The sequence below is a fragment of the Marmoricola sp. RAF53 genome (genome assembly GCF_052114005.1).
Taxonomy (GTDB): Bacteria; Actinomycetota; Actinomycetes; order Propionibacteriales; family Nocardioidaceae; genus Marmoricola.
In genome coordinates, this window is sequence record NZ_JBFRDX010000004.1 from 92234 (window position 1) to 108910 (window position 16677).

Consider the following 16677-nt stretch of genomic DNA (forward strand, 5'->3'; position numbering starts at 1 on the left):
GATGGGCTACCGGCTGAAGCTGCGGATCTGGCGCGGGGACTCCGACGGCGGCGAGATCAAGGACTACCCGGTCGAGGTGTCCGAGGGCGAGGTCGTGCTCGACGCGATCCACCGGGTCCAGGGCACCCAGGCCGGCGACCTGGCCGTGCGGTGGAACTGCAAGGCCGGCAAGTGCGGCTCGTGCAGCGCCGAGGTCAACGGACGGCCGCGGCTGATGTGCATGTGCCGGCTCTCGGACTTCGACCCGGAGGAGACCGTGACGGTCACGCCGATGCGGTCCTTCCCGGTGATCCGCGACCTCGTCACCGACGTCTCGTACAACTACGAGAAGGCCAAGGAGCTGCCGAGCTTCGCGCCGCCACCGCGCGACGCCGACAACAAGCGCCGGATGGCGCAGGTCGACGTCGAGCGCGGCCAGGAGTTCCGCAAGTGCATCGAGTGCTTCCTGTGCCAGAACACCTGCCACGTCGTCCGCGACCACGAGGAGAACAAGCCGGCCTTCGCGGGCCCGCGCTTCTTCCTCCGGTACGCCGAGCTCGACATGCACCCGCTCGACACCCACGACCGCCGCAAGCTCGCCCAGGACGCCGCCGGACTGGGGATGTGCAACATCACCAAGTGCTGCACGGAGGTCTGCCCCGAGGGCATCAAGATCACCGACAACGCCATCATCCCGATGAAGGAGCGCGTCGCCGACCGGAAGTTCGACCCGCTGGTCTGGCTCGGCAGCAAGATCGGGCTGCGGAACAAGGACAACGAGGGCCGCGAGGAGCTCTGAGCGGATTCGACCTCAGCCGGCGGCGGAGCGGGCCGGCTCGTAGAAGGCGACCAGCTCGTCGACCGCGTCGGCCCAGGTGCGCGCGCTGACCGACTCGCGGGCGCGGGCCGCGAGCCGGTCCCGGCGGGCCGGATCGGCGGCCAGGGAGCGGACCGCCTCGGTCAAACCGCCGGGACCGGCGGCCGTGCCGACCAGGACGCCGTTGACGCCGTCGCGGACCACCTCGGTGGCGGCACCGGTGTGGAACGCGACGACCGGGACGCCGCTGGCGAGCGCCTTGCGCACCGCGGTCAGGCTGATCTCGTGCTTGCGCGGCTGGACCAGCACGTCCACCGACGCCAGCGCCCGGGCCAGCTCCAGCCCGTGGCAGTCGCCGACGACCTTCGCGCCGGCCTCCTTGAGGTGGGCGGACCCCGGACCGCTGCCGAGGACGACCAGCCGGACGCCGTCCAGCGCGGCGATCTGCGCGAGCCGGCGGGTCACCCGGGTGGTCGCGGGGCCGACCGGTCCGGCGTACCCGACGACGAAGAGTGGGCTCTCGGCCCTGCCGACCTTCGCCCACCTGTCGTGCAGCTCCGCCGAGCGCAGGCCCGGGTGGTGCTCGTCGGTGCGGACCCCCGGCGGCCAGACGTGCGCGCGCACCCCGGCGGTGCCGAGGACCCGGGCGCTGGCGTGGCTGCTCGCCAGCACGGTGCCGACCCGCGGGTGCAGGGGAGTGGGGTCGAGCACGACGAGCGGGACGCCGAGGTGCTCGAGGGCCCGCATGGCGGCGCCGCCGAGCGCGCGCGGGGCGAGGAACTGGACGACGTCGGGGCCGAACTCGGTGGTGGTGCGGCGCAGCGAGGCGACGGAGAAGAGCGCGCGGGCCCGCTGCACCCGGGCGCCGCGGTAGCTGTCGCTGCCCGGGCTGGTGGTGAAGACGAGCACCTCGTGCCCGGCGCAGATCAGCGCGTCGGCGATGTGGCGGGCCGACTCGGCGACCGCGTCCGACGCGGGGGCGAACGTGTCGGTGACCAGCATGATTCTCATCGGGCGCTGCTTCATGGGACGAGAGTGACGCGTGAACATCTCGGGCCCGTTAACGAGGTGTAAGTGGCGGGTGAACCCGCGGCCCCCGCGGGATGGGACATCTCACACCTGGACGGTCCGTCGTCGCACCCTCGCGGACCGCCCTTATCCTGCGAGTTATGACCTCACCGGCTACGACGGACTCCGTCGACCTGGCCTCCGGGGCCGCCTTCGGGCGCGCCGACTGGGAGGCGGGCGCGGCGGCCGTCCTGCGCAAGGCGGGCCGCCTCGCGACCGACGCTCCCGACGCGGACGTCTGGGCGAAGCTGACCCGGACCACCCTCGACGGGATCGGGATCACCCCGCTCGGCACGCCCGACCTGCTCGACGGCCTGGCCACCTCCGGCCGGCCGGACCGGGCCGGCGACTGGGACGTGCGGGCGCACTTCGCCGACCCGGACGCCGCCGCCTCCGCCGCGGACGTGAAGACCGACCTGGACAACGGGGTCAACTCGCTCTGGCTGCAGCTCGGTGCGGGCGGCCTCGACCCCGCGGACCTGGCGACCGTGCTGGCCGGCGTCCTCCTCGACGTCGCCCCGGTCGTGCTGGAGGCCTCCGACCCGCTCGCCGCCGCCGAGGCCTTCGCCGGCCTGGCCCGCGGCACGGTCCTCGCCGACGGCGCCAGCCTCGGCGGTGACCCGCTCGGGGCGCTGGTCGCCGGACGTGACAGCGACGTGGACGCCGTCGTCGCCGCCCTGGCCGCGACCGCGACCGAGCTCGGCTGCGGTGCGCTGGTGGTCGACGGCACCGCGGTGCACGACCTCGGCGCCTCCGACGTCCAGGAGCTCGGCTGGAGCCTCGCCGTCGGCGCCGCCTACCTGCGCGCGCTCGTCGCGGCCGGGTACGACGTCGCCACCGCGGCCGGCCTGATCGAGTTCCGGTACGCCGCCACCGACGAGCAGTTCCCCACGATCGCCAAGCTCCGCGCGGCCCGCCGGCTCTGGGACCGCCTCCTGGAGCTCAGCGGTGTCGACGCCGGCGGCCGGCGCCAGCGCCAGCACGTCGTCACCTCGCGTCCGATGATGAGCAAGTACGACCCGTGGGTGAACATGCTGCGGACCTGCGTGGCGTCCTTCTCCGCCGGTGTCGGTGGCGCGGACAGCGTCACGGTGCTGCCGTTCGACGCCCACCTGGGCCTGCCGGACGCCTTCAGCCGCCGGATCGCCCGCAACACCTCGGCGCTGCTGATCCACGAGTCCCACCTGGCCAAGGTCGCCGACCCGGCGGGTGGCGCCTACGCCGTCGAGAAGCTGACCGACGACGTCGCGAAGGCCGCCTGGGCCGAGCTCGGCGCCATCGAGGCCGCCGGCGGTGCCGCGGCCGCGGTCGCCGACGGCTCGCTGCTCGGCCGCATCGACGCCGTGGTCGTCGAGCGGGAGGCGCAGATCGCCCGCCGCAAGCGCCCGCTGACCGGCCTGTCGGAGTTCCCGAACCTGCACGAGCAGCTGCCGGAGCGGAAGGCCTACGCGCCCGGTGCGCGCACGGTCCGCCCCTACGGTCACGCCTTCGAGGCGCTGCGCGACGAGCCCGCGGCCGGGAAGATCTTCCTGGCGACGATGGGCACCGTCGCGGCGCACACCGCCCGGGCCACCTTCGCGAGCAACCTGTTCGCGGCCGGCGGCATCGACGTGGTCAACCCGGGCCGGCTCGACGACGTCGCCGCGGTGGTGGCGGCGTACACCGGTCCCGACGGCGGCCAGCCGGTCGTCTGCCTGACCGGTTCCGACAAGGCCTACGCCGAGTGGGGGGCCGACCTGGCCACCGCGCTCCGCGAGGCCGGCGCGCAGTGGGTCGTCCTGGCCGGCAAGCCGGTCGACGGCGTGGTCACCGACGACACCTGCGCGATGGGTCTGGACGCCCTCGACTTCCTGAACCGCACGAGGGAGAAGCTCGCATGACGATCCCCGCTTCGTTCGCCGGCCTTCCCCTGGAGGGCGGCACGGGCGCGCCCGCCCCGGCACCGGCCGCCGAGGCCTGGGAGAGCCCCGAGGGCATTCCGGTCCTCCCGGTCTACGGCCCCGAGCACCTCGACGGACTGGACGCGCTGGACACCTACCCGGGTCTGGCCCCGTTCCTGCGCGGCCCGTACCCGACGATGTACACCTCGCAGCCGTGGACGATCCGGCAGTACGCCGGCTTCTCCACCGCCGAGGAGTCCAACGCGTTCTACCGCCGCAACCTGGCCGCCGGCCAGAAGGGCCTCTCGGTCGCCTTCGACCTGGCGACGCACCGCGGCTACGACTCCGACCACCCGCGGGTCCGCGGCGACGTCGGCATGGCCGGTGTCGCGATCGACTCGATCTACGACACCCGGGTGCTCTTCGAGGGCATCCCGCTGGACCAGATGTCGGTCTCGATGACGATGAACGGCGCGGTGCTCCCGGTGCTCGCCCTCTACATCGTCGCGGCGGAGGAGCAGGGGGTGAAGCCGGAGCAGCTCGCGGGGACGATCCAGAACGACATCCTCAAGGAGTTCATGGTCCGCAACACCTACATCTACCCGCCGTCCCCGAGCATGCGGATCATCTCCGACATCTTCGCCTACACCTCGCAGAAGATGCCGCGGTTCAACTCGATCTCGATCTCCGGGTACCACATCCAGGAGGCCGGGGCGACGAACGACCTCGAGCTCGCCTACACGCTGGCCGACGGTGTCGAGTACATCCGGGCCGGCCTGGACGCCGGCATCGACATCGACGCCTTCGCGCCACGGCTGTCGTTCTTCTGGGCGATCGGCATGAACTTCTACATGGAGATCGCCAAGATGCGCGCCGCCCGCGCGCTCTGGGCCCGGCTGGTCGCGCAGTTCGACCCGAAGAACGCCAAGTCGCTCTCGCTGCGCACGCACAGCCAGACCTCCGGCTGGTCGCTGACCGCGCAGGACGTCTTCAACAACGTCCAGCGGACCGCGATCGAGGCGATGGCCGCGACCCAGGGGCACACCCAGTCGCTGCACACCAACGCCCTGGACGAGGCGATCGCGCTGCCGACCGACTTCTCGGCCCGGATCGCGCGCAACACCCAGCTGCTGCTGCAGCAGGAGTCCGGCACCACCGGCACGATCGACCCGTGGGCGGGCTCGTACTACGTCGAGAAGCTGACCCACGACCTCGCCAACCGGGCCTGGGCGCACATCCAGGAGGCCGAGGCCGCCGGCGGCATGGCGAAGGCGATCGAGCAGGGCATCCCGAAGCTCCGCATCGAGGAGGCGGCCGCCCGCACCCAGGCGCGGCTGGACTCCGGCGCGCAGAAGCTGATCGGAGTGAACACCTACCGGCTCGCCGACGAGGACCCGCTGGAGGTCCTCAAGGTCGACAACAACGAGGTCTACAAGCAGCAGGTCGCGAAGCTCGAGCGGCTCCGCGCCGAGCGCAACGCCGACGACGTCGCGGCCGCCCTGGCCGCGCTGACGGCCTCGGCCGAGCGCGGCGCCTCGAAGGGCTCGCTGGACGGCAACCTGCTCGCGCTCGCCGTGGACGCGGCCCGTGCCAAGGCGACCGTCGGCGAGATCTCCGACGCGCTGGAGAAGGTCTACGGCCGGCACCAGGCCGTGATCCGTACGATCTCGGGCGTGTACAAGCGTGAGTCCGGCGGTGACAACGAGAAAGTCCGCAGCGTTCTGGCGGCGACCGACGCCTTCGCCGAGGACGAGGGCCGCCGGCCGCGCATCCTGGTCGCCAAGATGGGCCAGGACGGCCACGACCGCGGCCAGAAGGTGATCGTCACGGCCTTCGCCGACCTCGGCTTCGACGTCGACGTGGGGCCGCTGTTCAGCACGCCCGAGGAGGTCGCCCAGCAGGCGGTCGACGCGGACGTGCACGTCGTCGGCGTGAACTCGCTGGCGGCCGGCCACCTCACCCTGGTCCCTGCGCTGAAGCAGGCGCTGGCCGACCTCGGGCGCGAGGACATCATGGTCGTCGTCGGTGGCGTGATCCCGCCCGACGACGTCCCGACGCTGCTGGAGATGGGCGCGGCCGCGGTGTACCTGCCCGGCTCGGTCATCGCCGACTCGGCGCTCGAGCTGCTCGAGAAGCTGCGCGAGCGGCTCGGTCACTGAGCGCCGGGGGTTGAGCGTGTCGAAGCCCCCGGTCGACGTCGACGCCCTGGCCGCCGGCATCCGTGCCGGTCGCCGGGTCGACGTCAGCCGGGCGATCACCCTGGTGGAGAGCTCGCGGGCCGACCACCGGGAGGCGGCGCGCGCGCTGCTGACCGCGCTCGCCCCGTCGACCGACAGCCCGACCGTCCGGGTCGGCATCTCCGGTGTCCCCGGCGTCGGCAAGTCGACCTTCATCGAAGCCCTCGGCACCCACCTGACCGGTCTCGGCCTCAAGGTCGGCGTGCTCGCCGTCGACCCGTCCAGCGTCCGCACCGGCGGCTCGGTCCTCGGCGACAAGACCCGGATGGCCCGGCTCTCGGTCGACCCGAACGCCTACATCCGGCCGTCGCCCTCGGCCGGCACGCTCGGGGGAGTGGCCCGGGCCACCACCCAGGCAATGCTGGTCCTCGAGGCCGCCGGCTACGACGTCGTGCTGGTCGAGACCGTCGGCGTCGGCCAGTCCGAGGTGACCGTGGCCGGCATGGTCGACACCTTCCTGTTCCTCACCCTCGCCCGCACCGGCGACCAGCTCCAGGGCATCAAGAAGGGCATCCTCGAGATCGCGGACGTGATCGCGGTGAACAAGGCCGACGGCGACCGGGAGACGGAGGCGAAGTCGGCCGCCCGCGAGCTCGCCGGGGCGCTCCGGATGGTCTACTCCGGCGCCGATGCCTGGGTCCCTCCGGTGCTCACCTGCTCGGGCCTCGAGGGCCGCGACGTCGACCACGTCTGGCGCCGGATCAACGAGCACCGTGAACACCTCGGCCGCGAGGGCCTGGCCACGAAGCGGGCCGAGCAGCAGCTCGAGTTCACCTGGGCGCTGGTCCGCGACGAGCTCGCCGACCGGCTCCGCCGCTCGCCGGGGGTCGCCGCGATCCGCGACCAGGTCCGGGAGGCCGTCCTGGCCGGCGACCTCGCCGCCCCGGTCGCCGCCGACCGGTTGCTGGCTGCGTACGACGACTGAGCGAGGAGCACGACGCGGACCGGGCACCCCGGACCCGGCCGGGCCGGTAACGTGGGCGACTGTGCCGACGACCTCGTCCTCCCCGGTGGAGCCCGGCGGGCTGACCGCCCGCGCGCTCGCCCACGTCGACGACCTGGAGGCCGAGCTGGTCGAGCTGCGTCGTGACCTGCACGCCCACCCGGAGCTGTCCTGGAACGAGGAGCGGACCACCGGCGTGGTGGCCAAGTGCCTCGCCGAGGCCGGTCTCGACACCCGGTCGCTGGGCACCAGCGGCCTGCTCGTCGACATCGGTCACCGGGAGGGCCCGGTGGTGGCGCTCCGTGCCGACCTGGACGCGCTCCCGGTCCCCGACCTCACCGACGACCCGTGGCGCTCCACGGTCGAGGGCGTCGCGCACGCCTGCGGCCACGACGTGCACACGGCCGCGCTGGTCGGCGCCGGCGTGGTGCTGCGCCGCCTCGCCGACGAGCTGCCCGGCCGGGTCCGGCTGGTCTTCCAGCCGGCCGAGGAGATCATGCCCGGCGGCGCGCTGATGGCGGTCGGGGCCGGTGCGCTGCACGGCGTCGACCGGATCTTCGGGCTGCACTGCGACCCGGGCGTGGACGTCGGCAGCCTCGGCCTGCGGGCCGGCCCGCTCACCGGCGCCGCGGACGCCCTCGACGTCCGCCTCACCGGCAAGGGCGGGCACACTTCGCGCCCGCACCTCACCGAGGACCTGACCTTCGCGCTCGGCAAGCTGGTCACCGAGCTGCCCGCGGTGCTGTCCCGCCGCCTCGACCCGCGCGCCGGCGTCAGCGTCGTCTGGGGCCTGGTCCGGGCCGGGTCGGCGATGAACGTGATCCCCGCCGTCGGCCGCGCCGCCGGGACGGTCCGGATGCTCGACGCGGTCGCCTGGGCCGAGGCCGAGGAGCTCGTCCGGAGGACGATCGAGCAGATCGTCGAGCCGTACGGCGTGGCCGCGGAGGTGATCTACGTGCGCGGCGTACCGCCGGTCGTCAACGAGCTGTCGTCCACGGCCCTCCTCGGGCGCGCGATCGAGACCGTCGTCGGTGCGGGCGGCCGGCTGCCGACCACCCAGAGCCTCGGCGGCGAGGACTTCGCCTGGTACCTGGAGCAGGTCCCGGGAGCGATGGCCCGGCTCGGCACCCGAACCCCCGGCGGACCCACCTACGACCTGCACCAGGGTGACCTGAGGGTGGACGAACGGGCGGTCGCGGTAGGGGCGAAGGTCCTGGTCTGCGCCGCCCTGGAGTCCCTCGCAGCGGGCCGCTAGCGGCGGTTGGTCACTACCCGATAACAAACTCGGGCAGGGGCTTGTTTGCGCTGTTCGTCCGGCTCGGTCCACGACTAGGGTGACGGCGAATCGCGCCGTGATGCCTCACGGTGCTCCCCCTACATCCGAGGAGGGCATCTTGCGTCGCTTGAGCAAGATCGCTGTCGTCGCGGTGGTGGCGTCCCTGGCGCTCACCGGCTGCGGCAAGAACGATGACAAGAAGGGCTCGGACTCGTCCAACGCCAGCGAGGACGTCTGCAAGACGGCCGACGGCAGCGGACCGAAGGTCGGCCTGGCCTACGACGTGGGTGGTCGCGGTGACCAGTCCTTCAACGACTCGGCGTACGCCGGTCTGAAGAAGGCGGTCGAGGACCTCGACGCCACCTGTGTCGAGGGCGAGGCGACCGACGGCGAGGCCGAGTCCGCGCGCGAGACCCGCCTCAAGGACATGGCCGACCAGGGCCTGAACCCGATCATCGGTGTCGGCTTCGCCTACAGCGACGCCGTGAACGCGGTGGCGCCGAACTACCCGAAGATCAACTTCGGCGTGATCGACGGCTTCGACCCGGACGACAAGCCGAACGCCAACGTCGCCTACCTCGGCTTCGCCGAGAACGAGGGCTCCTACCTCGTCGGTGTCGCGGCGGCGCTGAAGTCGAAGGCCAAGAACATCGGCTTCGTCGGTGGTGTCCACAACGACCTCATCAAGAAGTTCGAGGCCGGTTACGTGGCCGGTGCCAAGTCGGTGGACCCGTCGATCAAGGTCGACGTCAAGTACATCGAGGAGAGCGACCTCTCCGGCTTCGGTGACCCTGCCGGTGGCAAGGAGGCCGCGACGGCCCTCTACGACGGCGGCGCCGACGTCGTCTACCACGCCGCGGGCGCCTCGGGCTCCGGTGTCTTCGAGGCCGCGGCGGACGCGGGCGACGGCAAGTGGGCGATCGGTGTCGACTCCGACCAGTTCAAGACCGCGCCGGCCAGCCAGCAGCCGCACATCCTCACCTCGATGCTGAAGCGGGTCGACGTGGCCACCTTCAACATGATCAAGTCGATCGCGGACGGCTCGCCGCTGACGAGCTACCAGACCTACGACCTCGCGCACGACGGCGTGGGCTACTCGACGTCCGGCGGTTTCGTCGACGACATCAAGAGCCAGATCGACGCCGCCGCGGACAAGATCAAGTCCGGCGAGACGAAGGTTCCGACCAAGCCCTGACAACGGGGTAGGTCCCTGGAAAAACGACGCCTCGACATGAGGCACCGGGCCCGGACCAGACGGTAGCGTCTGAGTCCGGGCCCGGATTCGTTCCGGCCCGAGCGAGAAGGAGGGGGTAGTGACCGCGGTCGTCGTACGTGACATCCTCAAGCAGTTCCCCGGCGTCGTCGCCAACCACGACGTCAACATCACGATCCGTCCCAGCACCGTGCACGCCCTCATCGGAGAGAACGGCGCCGGGAAGTCGACGCTGATGAAGATCCTGTACGGCGTGCAGAAGCCGGACGCCGGCACGATCAGCGTGGACGGCAAGGAAGTCCAGTTCTCCTCCCCGACGGACGCGATCAAGGCCGGCATCGGGATGGTGTTCCAGCACTTCATGCTGGCCGACAACCTGACCGTCCTGGAGAACGTCGTCCTCGGCGCCGAGAAGCTGCACGGCATCGGCGACGCCGCCCGCGCGGAGGTCCTCCGCATCTCCGACGCCTACGGCTTCGGCCTCGACCCCGACGCGCTGGTCGAGGGCCTCGGCGTCGGCCAGCGCCAGCGGGTGGAGATCCTCAAGGTGCTCTACCGCGGCGCCAAGATCATCATCCTGGACGAGCCGACGGCCGTCCTGGTGCCGCAGGAGGTGGACGCGCTCTTCGAGAACCTGCGCGAGCTGCGCTCCTCCGGGCACACCATCCTGTTCATCTCGCACAAGCTCGACGAGGTGCTCGCCATCGCCGACGACATCACGGTCATGCGGCGCGGCGAGACGGTCGGCGAGGCCGACCCGAAGACGGCCACCAAGAAGCAGCTCGCCGAGCTGATGGTCGGCTCCGAGCTGCCGTCGCCGGAGACCGAGGAGTCCACGGTCACCGACCACGTGCTGCTCTCCCTGGAGAGCGTGGGGCTGGTCGACGAGAACGGCCGTGCCCTGCTCCACGACATCAGCCTGAAGATCCACCGGGGCGAGGTGCTCGGCATCGCCGGGGTCGAGGGGAACGGCCAGGAGGAGCTGGTCGAGACGATCATGGGGATGCGCAAGGGCGACGGCCGGATCACCCTGGACGACAAGGACGTCGCGCACTGGGACACCCGGGAGCGTCGCGAGGCCGGCATCGCGTTCATCCCCGCCGACCGGCACCGGCACGGCCTGCTGCTGGACGCCCCGCTCTGGGAGAACCGCATCCTGGGCCACCAGACCCGACCCCCGGCCAGCAACGGCGTCTTCATCACCGCCGGACCGGCCAAGGCAGACACCGAGCGGATCGTCGCGGAGTACGACGTCCGCACCCCGTCGATCAACACGAACGCGCGCGCCCTCTCCGGCGGCAACCAGCAGAAGCTGATCGTCGGCCGCGAGATGAGCGGCGACCCGGTGCTGCTGATCGCCTCGCACCCGACCCGCGGTGTCGACGTCGGCGCCCAGGCGGCGATCTGGGAGCACATCAAGCGGGCCCGGCGGGAGGGCCTCGCGGTGCTCCTGATCTCCGCGGACCTCGACGAGCTGATCGGCCTCTCCGACACCATCGAGGTCATCCTGCGCGGTGAGATCGTCGGCCGGTTCGACCCGCAGACGGTGACGCCGCAGGAGCTCGGCGCGGCGATGACCGGCGGCAAGGGAGGGGAGGCGTGATGGCGACGCCGAAGGTGGTGCGCACCGTGACCCAGGCCCTGCTCGCCCCGCTGATCGCCGTCGTCGCCTCGGTGATCGTGACGAGCATCGTCGTCAGCATCGCGGGGTCGTCGGTGAGCGACTTCTGGAACGTCATCTTCACCTGGCCGAGTCACCGCAACATGGTGAACATCATCAACCAGACCTCGATGATCTTCCTGGCCGCGCTGGCAGCCGCGATCGGCTTCCGGATGAACCTGTTCAACATCGGCATCGAGGGCCAGTACACCCTCGCGGGCTACACGGCCGCGCTCGTCGCCGGCTACGCCTGGTTCCCGGGCAAGCTCAACGTCCTCGTCGCGCTGGTCGTGGCGATGGTGGTCGGTGCGCTCTGGGCGGGCATCGCGGGTCTGCTCAAGGTGACCCGCGGCGTCAGCGAGGTCATCTCCACGATCATGCTCAACGCGATCGCGGGCACGCTCGTCGGCTACCTGCTCAACAACTACGGCGACCAGTACGGCCAGGGCCGGCGGACCACGCCGATCCCCGAGTCGAGCCAGCTCTCCGGGTGGACCCCGTGGACCGCGGCCGACGGGTCGATCTGGACGCTCACCATCCTGGCCGTGATCGCCGGCGTGGTCGTCTCGGTGATGATCAACCGGACCCGCTTCGGCTTCGACCTGCGCGCGACCGGCACCAGCGAGGACGCCGCGGTCGCCTCGGGCGTCAAGGTCAAGCGGATGGTCGTCATCTCGATGCTGATCTCCGGCGCGATCGCCGGCCTGGTCTGGATGCCGGCGCTCTTCGGCGGCGCCGACTACTACGGGCCGCCGTTCCAGCACCAGCTCGGCTTCACCGGCATCGCGGTGGCGCTGCTCGGCCGGAACCGGCCGCTGGGGATCTTCTTCGGAGCCGTGCTCTTCGCCTGGCTCTCGGAGCAGGCGAACCCGCTCGGACTGGTCGCGGACATCTCGCCCTCGATCGTCCAGATCACCCAGGGCGTCGTGGTCCTCGCGGTCGTGATCGCCTACGAGGTGGTCCGGCGCTGGACGGCGGCCCGCGAGCAGCGTGAGCTCAAGGCGGCACTCGGCGCGGAGGTGGCGGCATGAGCGTGACGATGACCGAGCGGGCACGCGCGGCGGCCGGGTACTCCCGGGCCCGGGTCTACCTGATCGTCGCGGTGATCGTGCTCTGCACGGTCGCGGCGGTCCGGGTGATCACCGGAGCCCACGAGATCACCTCGCCGGGCAGCCTGCGCGCGGCGATGATCGCCACCTGCCCGATCCTGCTCGCCGCCCTCGGCGGTCTGTGGAGCGAACGGGCCGGCGTGGTCAACATCGGCCTCGAGGGCCAGATGCTGCTCGGCACCTGGGGCGGCGCGTACTTCACCTACTACTACAACCCGTGGATCGGCCTGCTCGGCGCGATCGGCTTCGGCGTCCTCGGCGGCCTGATCCACGCGTTCGCGACCGTGACCTTCGGCGTCGACCACATCGTCTCGGGTGTGGCGCTGAACTTCATCGCGCTCGGCCTGACCACCTTCCTGGCGGAGGCGTTCTTCTCCGACCTCGACTCCCAGTACGGGCACGGCGGCGCGCAACAGCTGACCGGCATCGCGAAACCACCGACGATCAGCCACATCCCGTGGCTGTCCGACGCGTCCGCGGAGCTGGCCGCCAAGCACTGGTTCGTGGTCTCCGACGTCGCCGCGCTGGTCGCCGCGTTCACCACCCGGATCAACGTGGTCACGATCATCGTGTTCCTGCTGGTGGTGGCGACGGGGCTGATCCTGTGGCGGACCCGGTTCGGCCTGCAGCTGCGCTCCTGCGGTGAGAACCCGCAGGCCGCGGAGAGCCTCGGCGTCAACGTGCTGCGGCAGAAGTACATCGCGGTCCTGGTCTCCGGCGGACTGGCCGGCCTCGGCGGCGGGTACCTGGCGCTGGTCTCCTCGCCGGGCTTCCACACCAACCAGGCCAACGGACGCGGGTACATCGGTCTGGCCGCGATGATCTTCGGCAACTGGAACCCGGGCGGCGTGCTGCTCGGCGCCCTCACCTTCGGCTACACCGACAGCCTTCGGCTGCGCGACCCGTCGACGATCCACGCCCTGCTGCTCCTGGTCGCGATCGCGTTGATCGCCTTCGCGGGCTGGCAGTTCTACAAGGGCAAGGTGCGCGCCGCGATCGTGACCGCCGTGCTCGGCGTCGGGTTCGGTCTCTGGTTCGCGCTCACCGACGAGGTTCCGCGAGACTTCACCAGCATGACGCCGTACGTCGTCACGCTGCTGGTGCTCGCGTTCTTCTCGCAGCGGTTGCGTCCGCCGAAGGCCGACGGGCAGGTCTACCGCAAGGGCTCTGCCGGGTGATGGTGGAACCGCACGAGACGTTCGACTGGGAGGGCCTCTTGGCCGACGCCCGGGCCGCGATGGAGCGCGCCTACGCGCCGTACTCGAAGTTCCCGGTCGGCGCGGCGGCCCGGGTCGACGACGGCCGGGTCGTGGTCGGCTGCAACGTCGAGAACGCGGCGTACGGCGTCGGGCTGTGCGCCGAGTGCGGGCTGGTCTCCCAGCTGCACCTGACCGGGGGTGGCCGGCTGACGCACTTCGCCTGCGTGAACGCTGCGGGGGAGGTCCTGATGCCGTGCGGCCGCTGCCGCCAGCTGCTGCACGAGAACGGCGGCCCGGACCTGCTCGTGCTCACTACCCGTGGTGTCCGACGGATGGATGAGGTGCTGCCGGATGCGTTCGGTCCCGACGACCTCGCTTGACCTGGACGCGGCCGAGGTGGTCGCCGACCCGTACCCGTTCTTCGACGCCGAGCGCGCGGAGCACCCGGTCGCGTGGCACGAGGGCCTCGGCGTCACGCTGGTCTTCGACCACGCCAGCGTCAGCGCGGCGCAGCGCGACCGGCGGCTGGGGCGGCTGTGGACCGACCGTGAACCGGCGCCGTACCTCGAGCCGTTCAACCTGCTGCACCGCAACCAGATGATGGAGAACGAGCCGCCGGAGCACACCCGGCTGCGCCGCCCGGTCGCGCAGGCGTTCGGGCGCGGGCACATCGAACGGCTGCGCCCGCGGGTCCGTGAGCTCGCCGCCGACCTGCTCGCCGGGACCGACCCGGCGGGCTTCGACGTGATCAGCGCCTACGCCGAGCCGCTGCCCGTGCTGGTGATCGCCGAGCTGCTCGGCGTACCGGCCGCGCACGCCGACGAGCTGCGGGCCTGGTCGCAGGCGATCGTGCGGATGTACGAGCCGTCGCCGTCACCGGCGGTGGTCGACGCCGCCGTACAGGCGTCCACCGACTTCGCCGCGCTGGTCCGGGACCTGGCCGACCTGCGCCGGCGTACGCCGGCCGACGACCTGATCACCGACCTGGTCGGCACCGAGCTCTCCGGGGACGAGGTCGTCGCCGCGGTGGTGCTGCTGCTCAACGCCGGCCACGAGGCCTCGGTCAACGTGTTCGGCAACGGCCTCGTCGCGATGCTGCGCCGGGGCTCGAGGCCCGGCGAGGACGTCGCGCTGACGGTGGAGGAGATGCTCCGGTTCGACTCCGCGCTCCAGCTCTTCGAGCGGACGGCGACCGAGGACGTCGAGATCGGGCCCGCGGGCCGGTCGGTCCTCGTCGAGCAGGGTCAGAAGGTCGCGGTCCTGCTCGGCTCGGCGAACCGCGACCCGGCGGCCTTCGACGCCCCGGGGGAGTTCCGGGTCGACCGGACCCCGAACAACCACGTCGCCTTCGGGGTCGGGGTGCACTTCTGCCTCGGCGCCCCGCTGGCCCGGATGGAGCTCACCGAGTCGGTCCAGCACCTGTTCGCGACGTACCCGGACCTGGCCCTGGCCGGTGAGCCCCAGTCCCGCGGCACCTTCGTGCTCCGCGGCTACGAGAGTGTCGAGGTGACCGCATGACCGAACCCCACGACGCCGTCGAGGTCGTCGTCGCCAAGCGCGACGGCGGCACCCTCAGCGACAGCCAGATCGACTGGGTGATCGACGCCTACACCCGCGGGGTGGTCCGCGACGAGCAGATGTCGGCGCTCGCCATGGCCGTGCTGCTCAACGGGATGAGCCGGCACGAGATCTCCCGGTGGACCGCCGCGATGATCGCCTCGGGCGAGACGATGGACCTGTCCGGCCTGTCCAGGCCGACCTCGGACAAGCACTCGACCGGCGGGGTGGGGGACAAGGTCACCCTTCCGCTGGCGCCGCTGGTCGCGGCCTGCGGCGTCGCGGTCCCGCAGCTCTCCGGCCGCGGCCTCGGGCACACCGGCGGCACCCTGGACAAGCTGGAGTCGATCCCCGGCTGGCGGGCGGACGTCTCCAACGAGGAGTTCTTCGCCCAGCTGGAGTCGGTCGGCGCGGTGGTCTGCGCGGCCGGCGCCGGGCTGGCCCCGGCGGACAAGAAGCTGTACGCGCTGCGCGACGTCACCGGCACCGTGGAGGCGATCCCGCTGATCGCCAGCTCGATCATGAGCAAGAAGATCGCCGAGGGCTCGGGATCGCTGGTGCTCGACGTGAAGGTCGGCACCGGGGCGTTCATGAAGGAGCTCGACAAGGCCCGTGAGCTGGCCGAGACGATGGTGGCGCTCGGCACCGACGCGGGCACCCGGACGGTCGCGCTGCTCACCGACATGTCCACCCCGCTGGGGCTGACCGCGGGCAACGCGCTGGAGGTCCGGGAGTCGGTCGAGGTGCTCGCCGGAGGCGGCCCCGCCGACGTGGTGGAGCTGACCGTGGCGCTGGCCCGGGAGATGCTCGCCGGGGCCGGGCGCGAGGACGTCGACCCGGCCGAGGTGCTCGCCTCCGGCGGGGCGATGGACACCTGGAAGGCGATGATCGCGGCCCAGGGCGGCGACCCGGACGCGCCGCTCCCGACGGCCCGCGAGACGCACGTGGTCACGACGCCGGCGGACGGCGTCCTGACCCGCCTGGACGCGATGGCGGTCGGGTTGGCCGCCTGGCGGCTCGGGGCCGGCCGCGCCGCCCTCGGCGACGCCGTGCAGGCCGGCGCCGGCGTCGAGTGGCACGCCCGTCCCGGCGACGCGGTGAGGGCAGGAGCGCCGCTGCTGACGCTGCACACCGACGAGCCGGAGCGCTTCGAGCGCGCGCTCGCCGCCCTCGACGGCGGCTACGACGTCGCACCTGCGGGGACGCCGTTCACCCCGACCCCGCTGATCCTCGGCCGGATCGACTGACGGGTCAGTCGGCGAGGAGCAGGACGACCGTCTCGGCGACACAGGCCGGCTTGTCCTGGCCGTCGATCTCGATGACGTGGCCGACGGTGAGCTGCTTGCCGGCAGGGATGTCGACGACCTCCTTGAAGGTCACCGTGGAGCGGATCCGGGAGCCGACCAGGACCGGGTTCGGGAACCTGACCTTGTTGATCCCGTAGTTGAGCTTGGCGCCCGGGGTCTCCAGGTGGAAGAGCAAGGAGCCGAGCCAGGGGACCAGCGAGAGCGTCAGGTAGCCGTGCGCGATGGTGCCGCCGAACGGGCCGGTCTTCGCGCGCTCGACGTCGACGTGGATCCACTGGTGGTCGCCGGTCGCGTGGGCGAACTCGTTGACCCGCTTCTGGTCGATCGTGATCCACTCGGTGGTCCCGATCTCGGTGCCGGACGCGGCCTGCAGGTCGTCGAAGGTGGTGAAGGTGCGCATGTCGTTACCCCCGGGGTCTGATGCTTTCGGAG

At 71.8% G+C, this 16677-nt stretch carries 14 protein-coding genes; 12 read left to right on the forward strand and 2 right to left on the reverse strand.

Annotated features, from left to right (window positions below; all coding sequences use genetic code 11):
- Window position 1 precedes the first annotated feature (1 nt).
- Window positions 2–778, forward strand: coding sequence for a succinate dehydrogenase/fumarate reductase iron-sulfur subunit (locus tag AB4Y76_RS04620; RefSeq protein WP_441922606.1), 777 nt, complete (start codon window positions 2–4; stop codon window positions 776–778).
- A 12-nt stretch (window positions 779–790) separates the two neighbouring features.
- On the opposite strand, the gene AB4Y76_RS04625 is transcribed toward AB4Y76_RS04620, so the two are convergent.
- On the reverse strand, window positions 791–1807 hold the full coding sequence (locus AB4Y76_RS04625) for a glycosyltransferase (RefSeq protein WP_441922608.1): 1017 nt from the start codon (window positions 1805–1807) through the stop codon (window positions 791–793).
- 158 nt (window positions 1808–1965) lie between these two features.
- On the opposite strand from AB4Y76_RS04625, the gene AB4Y76_RS04630 reads away from it, so the two are divergent.
- From AB4Y76_RS04630 to AB4Y76_RS04680, 11 genes are all read left to right on the forward strand, one after another.
- Window positions 1966–3744, forward strand: a complete 1779-nt coding sequence (locus AB4Y76_RS04630; protein WP_441922610.1) for a methylmalonyl-CoA mutase family protein — start codon at window positions 1966–1968, stop codon at window positions 3742–3744.
- Window positions 3741–5903: a methylmalonyl-CoA mutase gene (gene scpA, locus AB4Y76_RS04635; protein ID WP_441922611.1), complete on the forward strand. Its 2163-nt coding sequence runs from the start codon at window positions 3741–3743 to the stop codon at window positions 5901–5903. Before AB4Y76_RS04630 ends, scpA begins: the two co-directional genes overlap by 4 nt.
- A gap of 10 nt (window positions 5904–5913) precedes the next feature.
- A complete protein-coding gene (gene meaB, locus AB4Y76_RS04640; RefSeq protein WP_441922612.1) occupies window positions 5914–6906 on the forward strand; it encodes a methylmalonyl Co-A mutase-associated GTPase MeaB in 993 nt (330 codons plus the stop codon).
- Window positions 6907–6967: 61 nt separating this feature from the next.
- Window positions 6968–8179, forward strand: a complete 1212-nt coding sequence (locus AB4Y76_RS04645; protein ID WP_441922614.1) for an amidohydrolase — start codon at window positions 6968–6970, stop codon at window positions 8177–8179.
- Window positions 8180–8327: 148 nt separating this feature from the next.
- Window positions 8328–9395 carry a BMP family lipoprotein gene (locus tag AB4Y76_RS04650; RefSeq protein WP_441922616.1) on the forward strand — a complete coding sequence of 356 codons (1068 nt, stop codon included), beginning with the start codon at window positions 8328–8330 and terminating at the stop codon, window positions 9393–9395.
- A 118-nt stretch (window positions 9396–9513) separates the two neighbouring features.
- Window positions 9514–11016 carry an ABC transporter ATP-binding protein gene (locus tag AB4Y76_RS04655; RefSeq protein WP_441922618.1) on the forward strand — a complete coding sequence of 501 codons (1503 nt, stop codon included), beginning with the start codon at window positions 9514–9516 and terminating at the stop codon, window positions 11014–11016.
- Window positions 11016–12104: an ABC transporter permease gene (locus AB4Y76_RS04660; RefSeq protein ID WP_441922620.1), complete on the forward strand. Its 1089-nt coding sequence runs from the start codon at window positions 11016–11018 to the stop codon at window positions 12102–12104. Before AB4Y76_RS04655 ends, AB4Y76_RS04660 begins: the two co-directional genes overlap by 1 nt.
- Window positions 12101–13360, forward strand: coding sequence for an ABC transporter permease (locus tag AB4Y76_RS04665; protein ID WP_441922622.1), 1260 nt, complete (start codon window positions 12101–12103; stop codon window positions 13358–13360). Before AB4Y76_RS04660 ends, AB4Y76_RS04665 begins: the two co-directional genes overlap by 4 nt.
- Window positions 13360–13761 (forward strand): cytidine deaminase, encoded by a 402-nt coding sequence (locus AB4Y76_RS04670; protein WP_441922896.1) that lies wholly within the window; start codon window positions 13360–13362, stop codon window positions 13759–13761. The genes AB4Y76_RS04665 and AB4Y76_RS04670 overlap by 1 nt, the downstream gene beginning before the upstream one ends.
- A complete protein-coding gene (locus tag AB4Y76_RS04675) occupies window positions 13733–14899 on the forward strand; it encodes a cytochrome P450 (RefSeq protein ID WP_441922624.1) in 1167 nt (388 codons plus the stop codon). Before AB4Y76_RS04670 ends, AB4Y76_RS04675 begins: the two co-directional genes overlap by 29 nt.
- The gene (locus tag AB4Y76_RS04680) at window positions 14896–16185 is read left to right on the forward strand and encodes a thymidine phosphorylase (RefSeq protein ID WP_441922626.1); all 1290 of its coding nucleotides are present in this window, start codon (window positions 14896–14898) and stop codon (window positions 16183–16185) included. The genes AB4Y76_RS04675 and AB4Y76_RS04680 overlap by 4 nt, the downstream gene beginning before the upstream one ends.
- A gap of 4 nt (window positions 16186–16189) precedes the next feature.
- On the opposite strand, the gene AB4Y76_RS04685 is transcribed toward AB4Y76_RS04680, so the two are convergent.
- Window positions 16190–16645: a MaoC family dehydratase gene (locus AB4Y76_RS04685; protein WP_441922628.1), complete on the reverse strand. Its 456-nt coding sequence runs from the start codon at window positions 16643–16645 to the stop codon at window positions 16190–16192.
- Between the last annotated feature and the right edge of the window lie 32 nt (window positions 16646–16677).

Bases quoted from the DNA above. Each gene is read 5' to 3' on its own strand.
- AB4Y76_RS04620 (WP_441922606.1), top strand. From the start codon at position 2: ATGGGCTACCGGCTGAAGCTGCGGATCTGGCGCGGGGACTCCGACGGC.
- AB4Y76_RS04625 (WP_441922608.1), bottom strand. From the start codon at position 1,807: ATGAGAATCATGCTGGTCACCGACACGTTCGCCCCCGCGTCGGACGCG.
- AB4Y76_RS04630 (WP_441922610.1), top strand. From the start codon at position 1,966: ATGACCTCACCGGCTACGACGGACTCCGTCGACCTGGCCTCCGGGGCC.
- scpA (WP_441922611.1), top strand. From the start codon at position 3,741: ATGACGATCCCCGCTTCGTTCGCCGGCCTTCCCCTGGAGGGCGGCACG.
- AB4Y76_RS04660 (WP_441922620.1), top strand. From the start codon at position 11,016: ATGGCGACGCCGAAGGTGGTGCGCACCGTGACCCAGGCCCTGCTCGCC.
- AB4Y76_RS04665 (WP_441922622.1), top strand. From the start codon at position 12,101: ATGAGCGTGACGATGACCGAGCGGGCACGCGCGGCGGCCGGGTACTCC.
- AB4Y76_RS04670 (WP_441922896.1), top strand. From the start codon at position 13,360: ATGGTGGAACCGCACGAGACGTTCGACTGGGAGGGCCTCTTGGCCGAC.
- AB4Y76_RS04675 (WP_441922624.1), top strand. From the start codon at position 13,733: ATGCGTTCGGTCCCGACGACCTCGCTTGACCTGGACGCGGCCGAGGTG.
- AB4Y76_RS04680 (WP_441922626.1), top strand. From the start codon at position 14,896: ATGACCGAACCCCACGACGCCGTCGAGGTCGTCGTCGCCAAGCGCGAC.
- AB4Y76_RS04685 (WP_441922628.1), bottom strand. From the start codon at position 16,645: ATGCGCACCTTCACCACCTTCGACGACCTGCAGGCCGCGTCCGGCACC.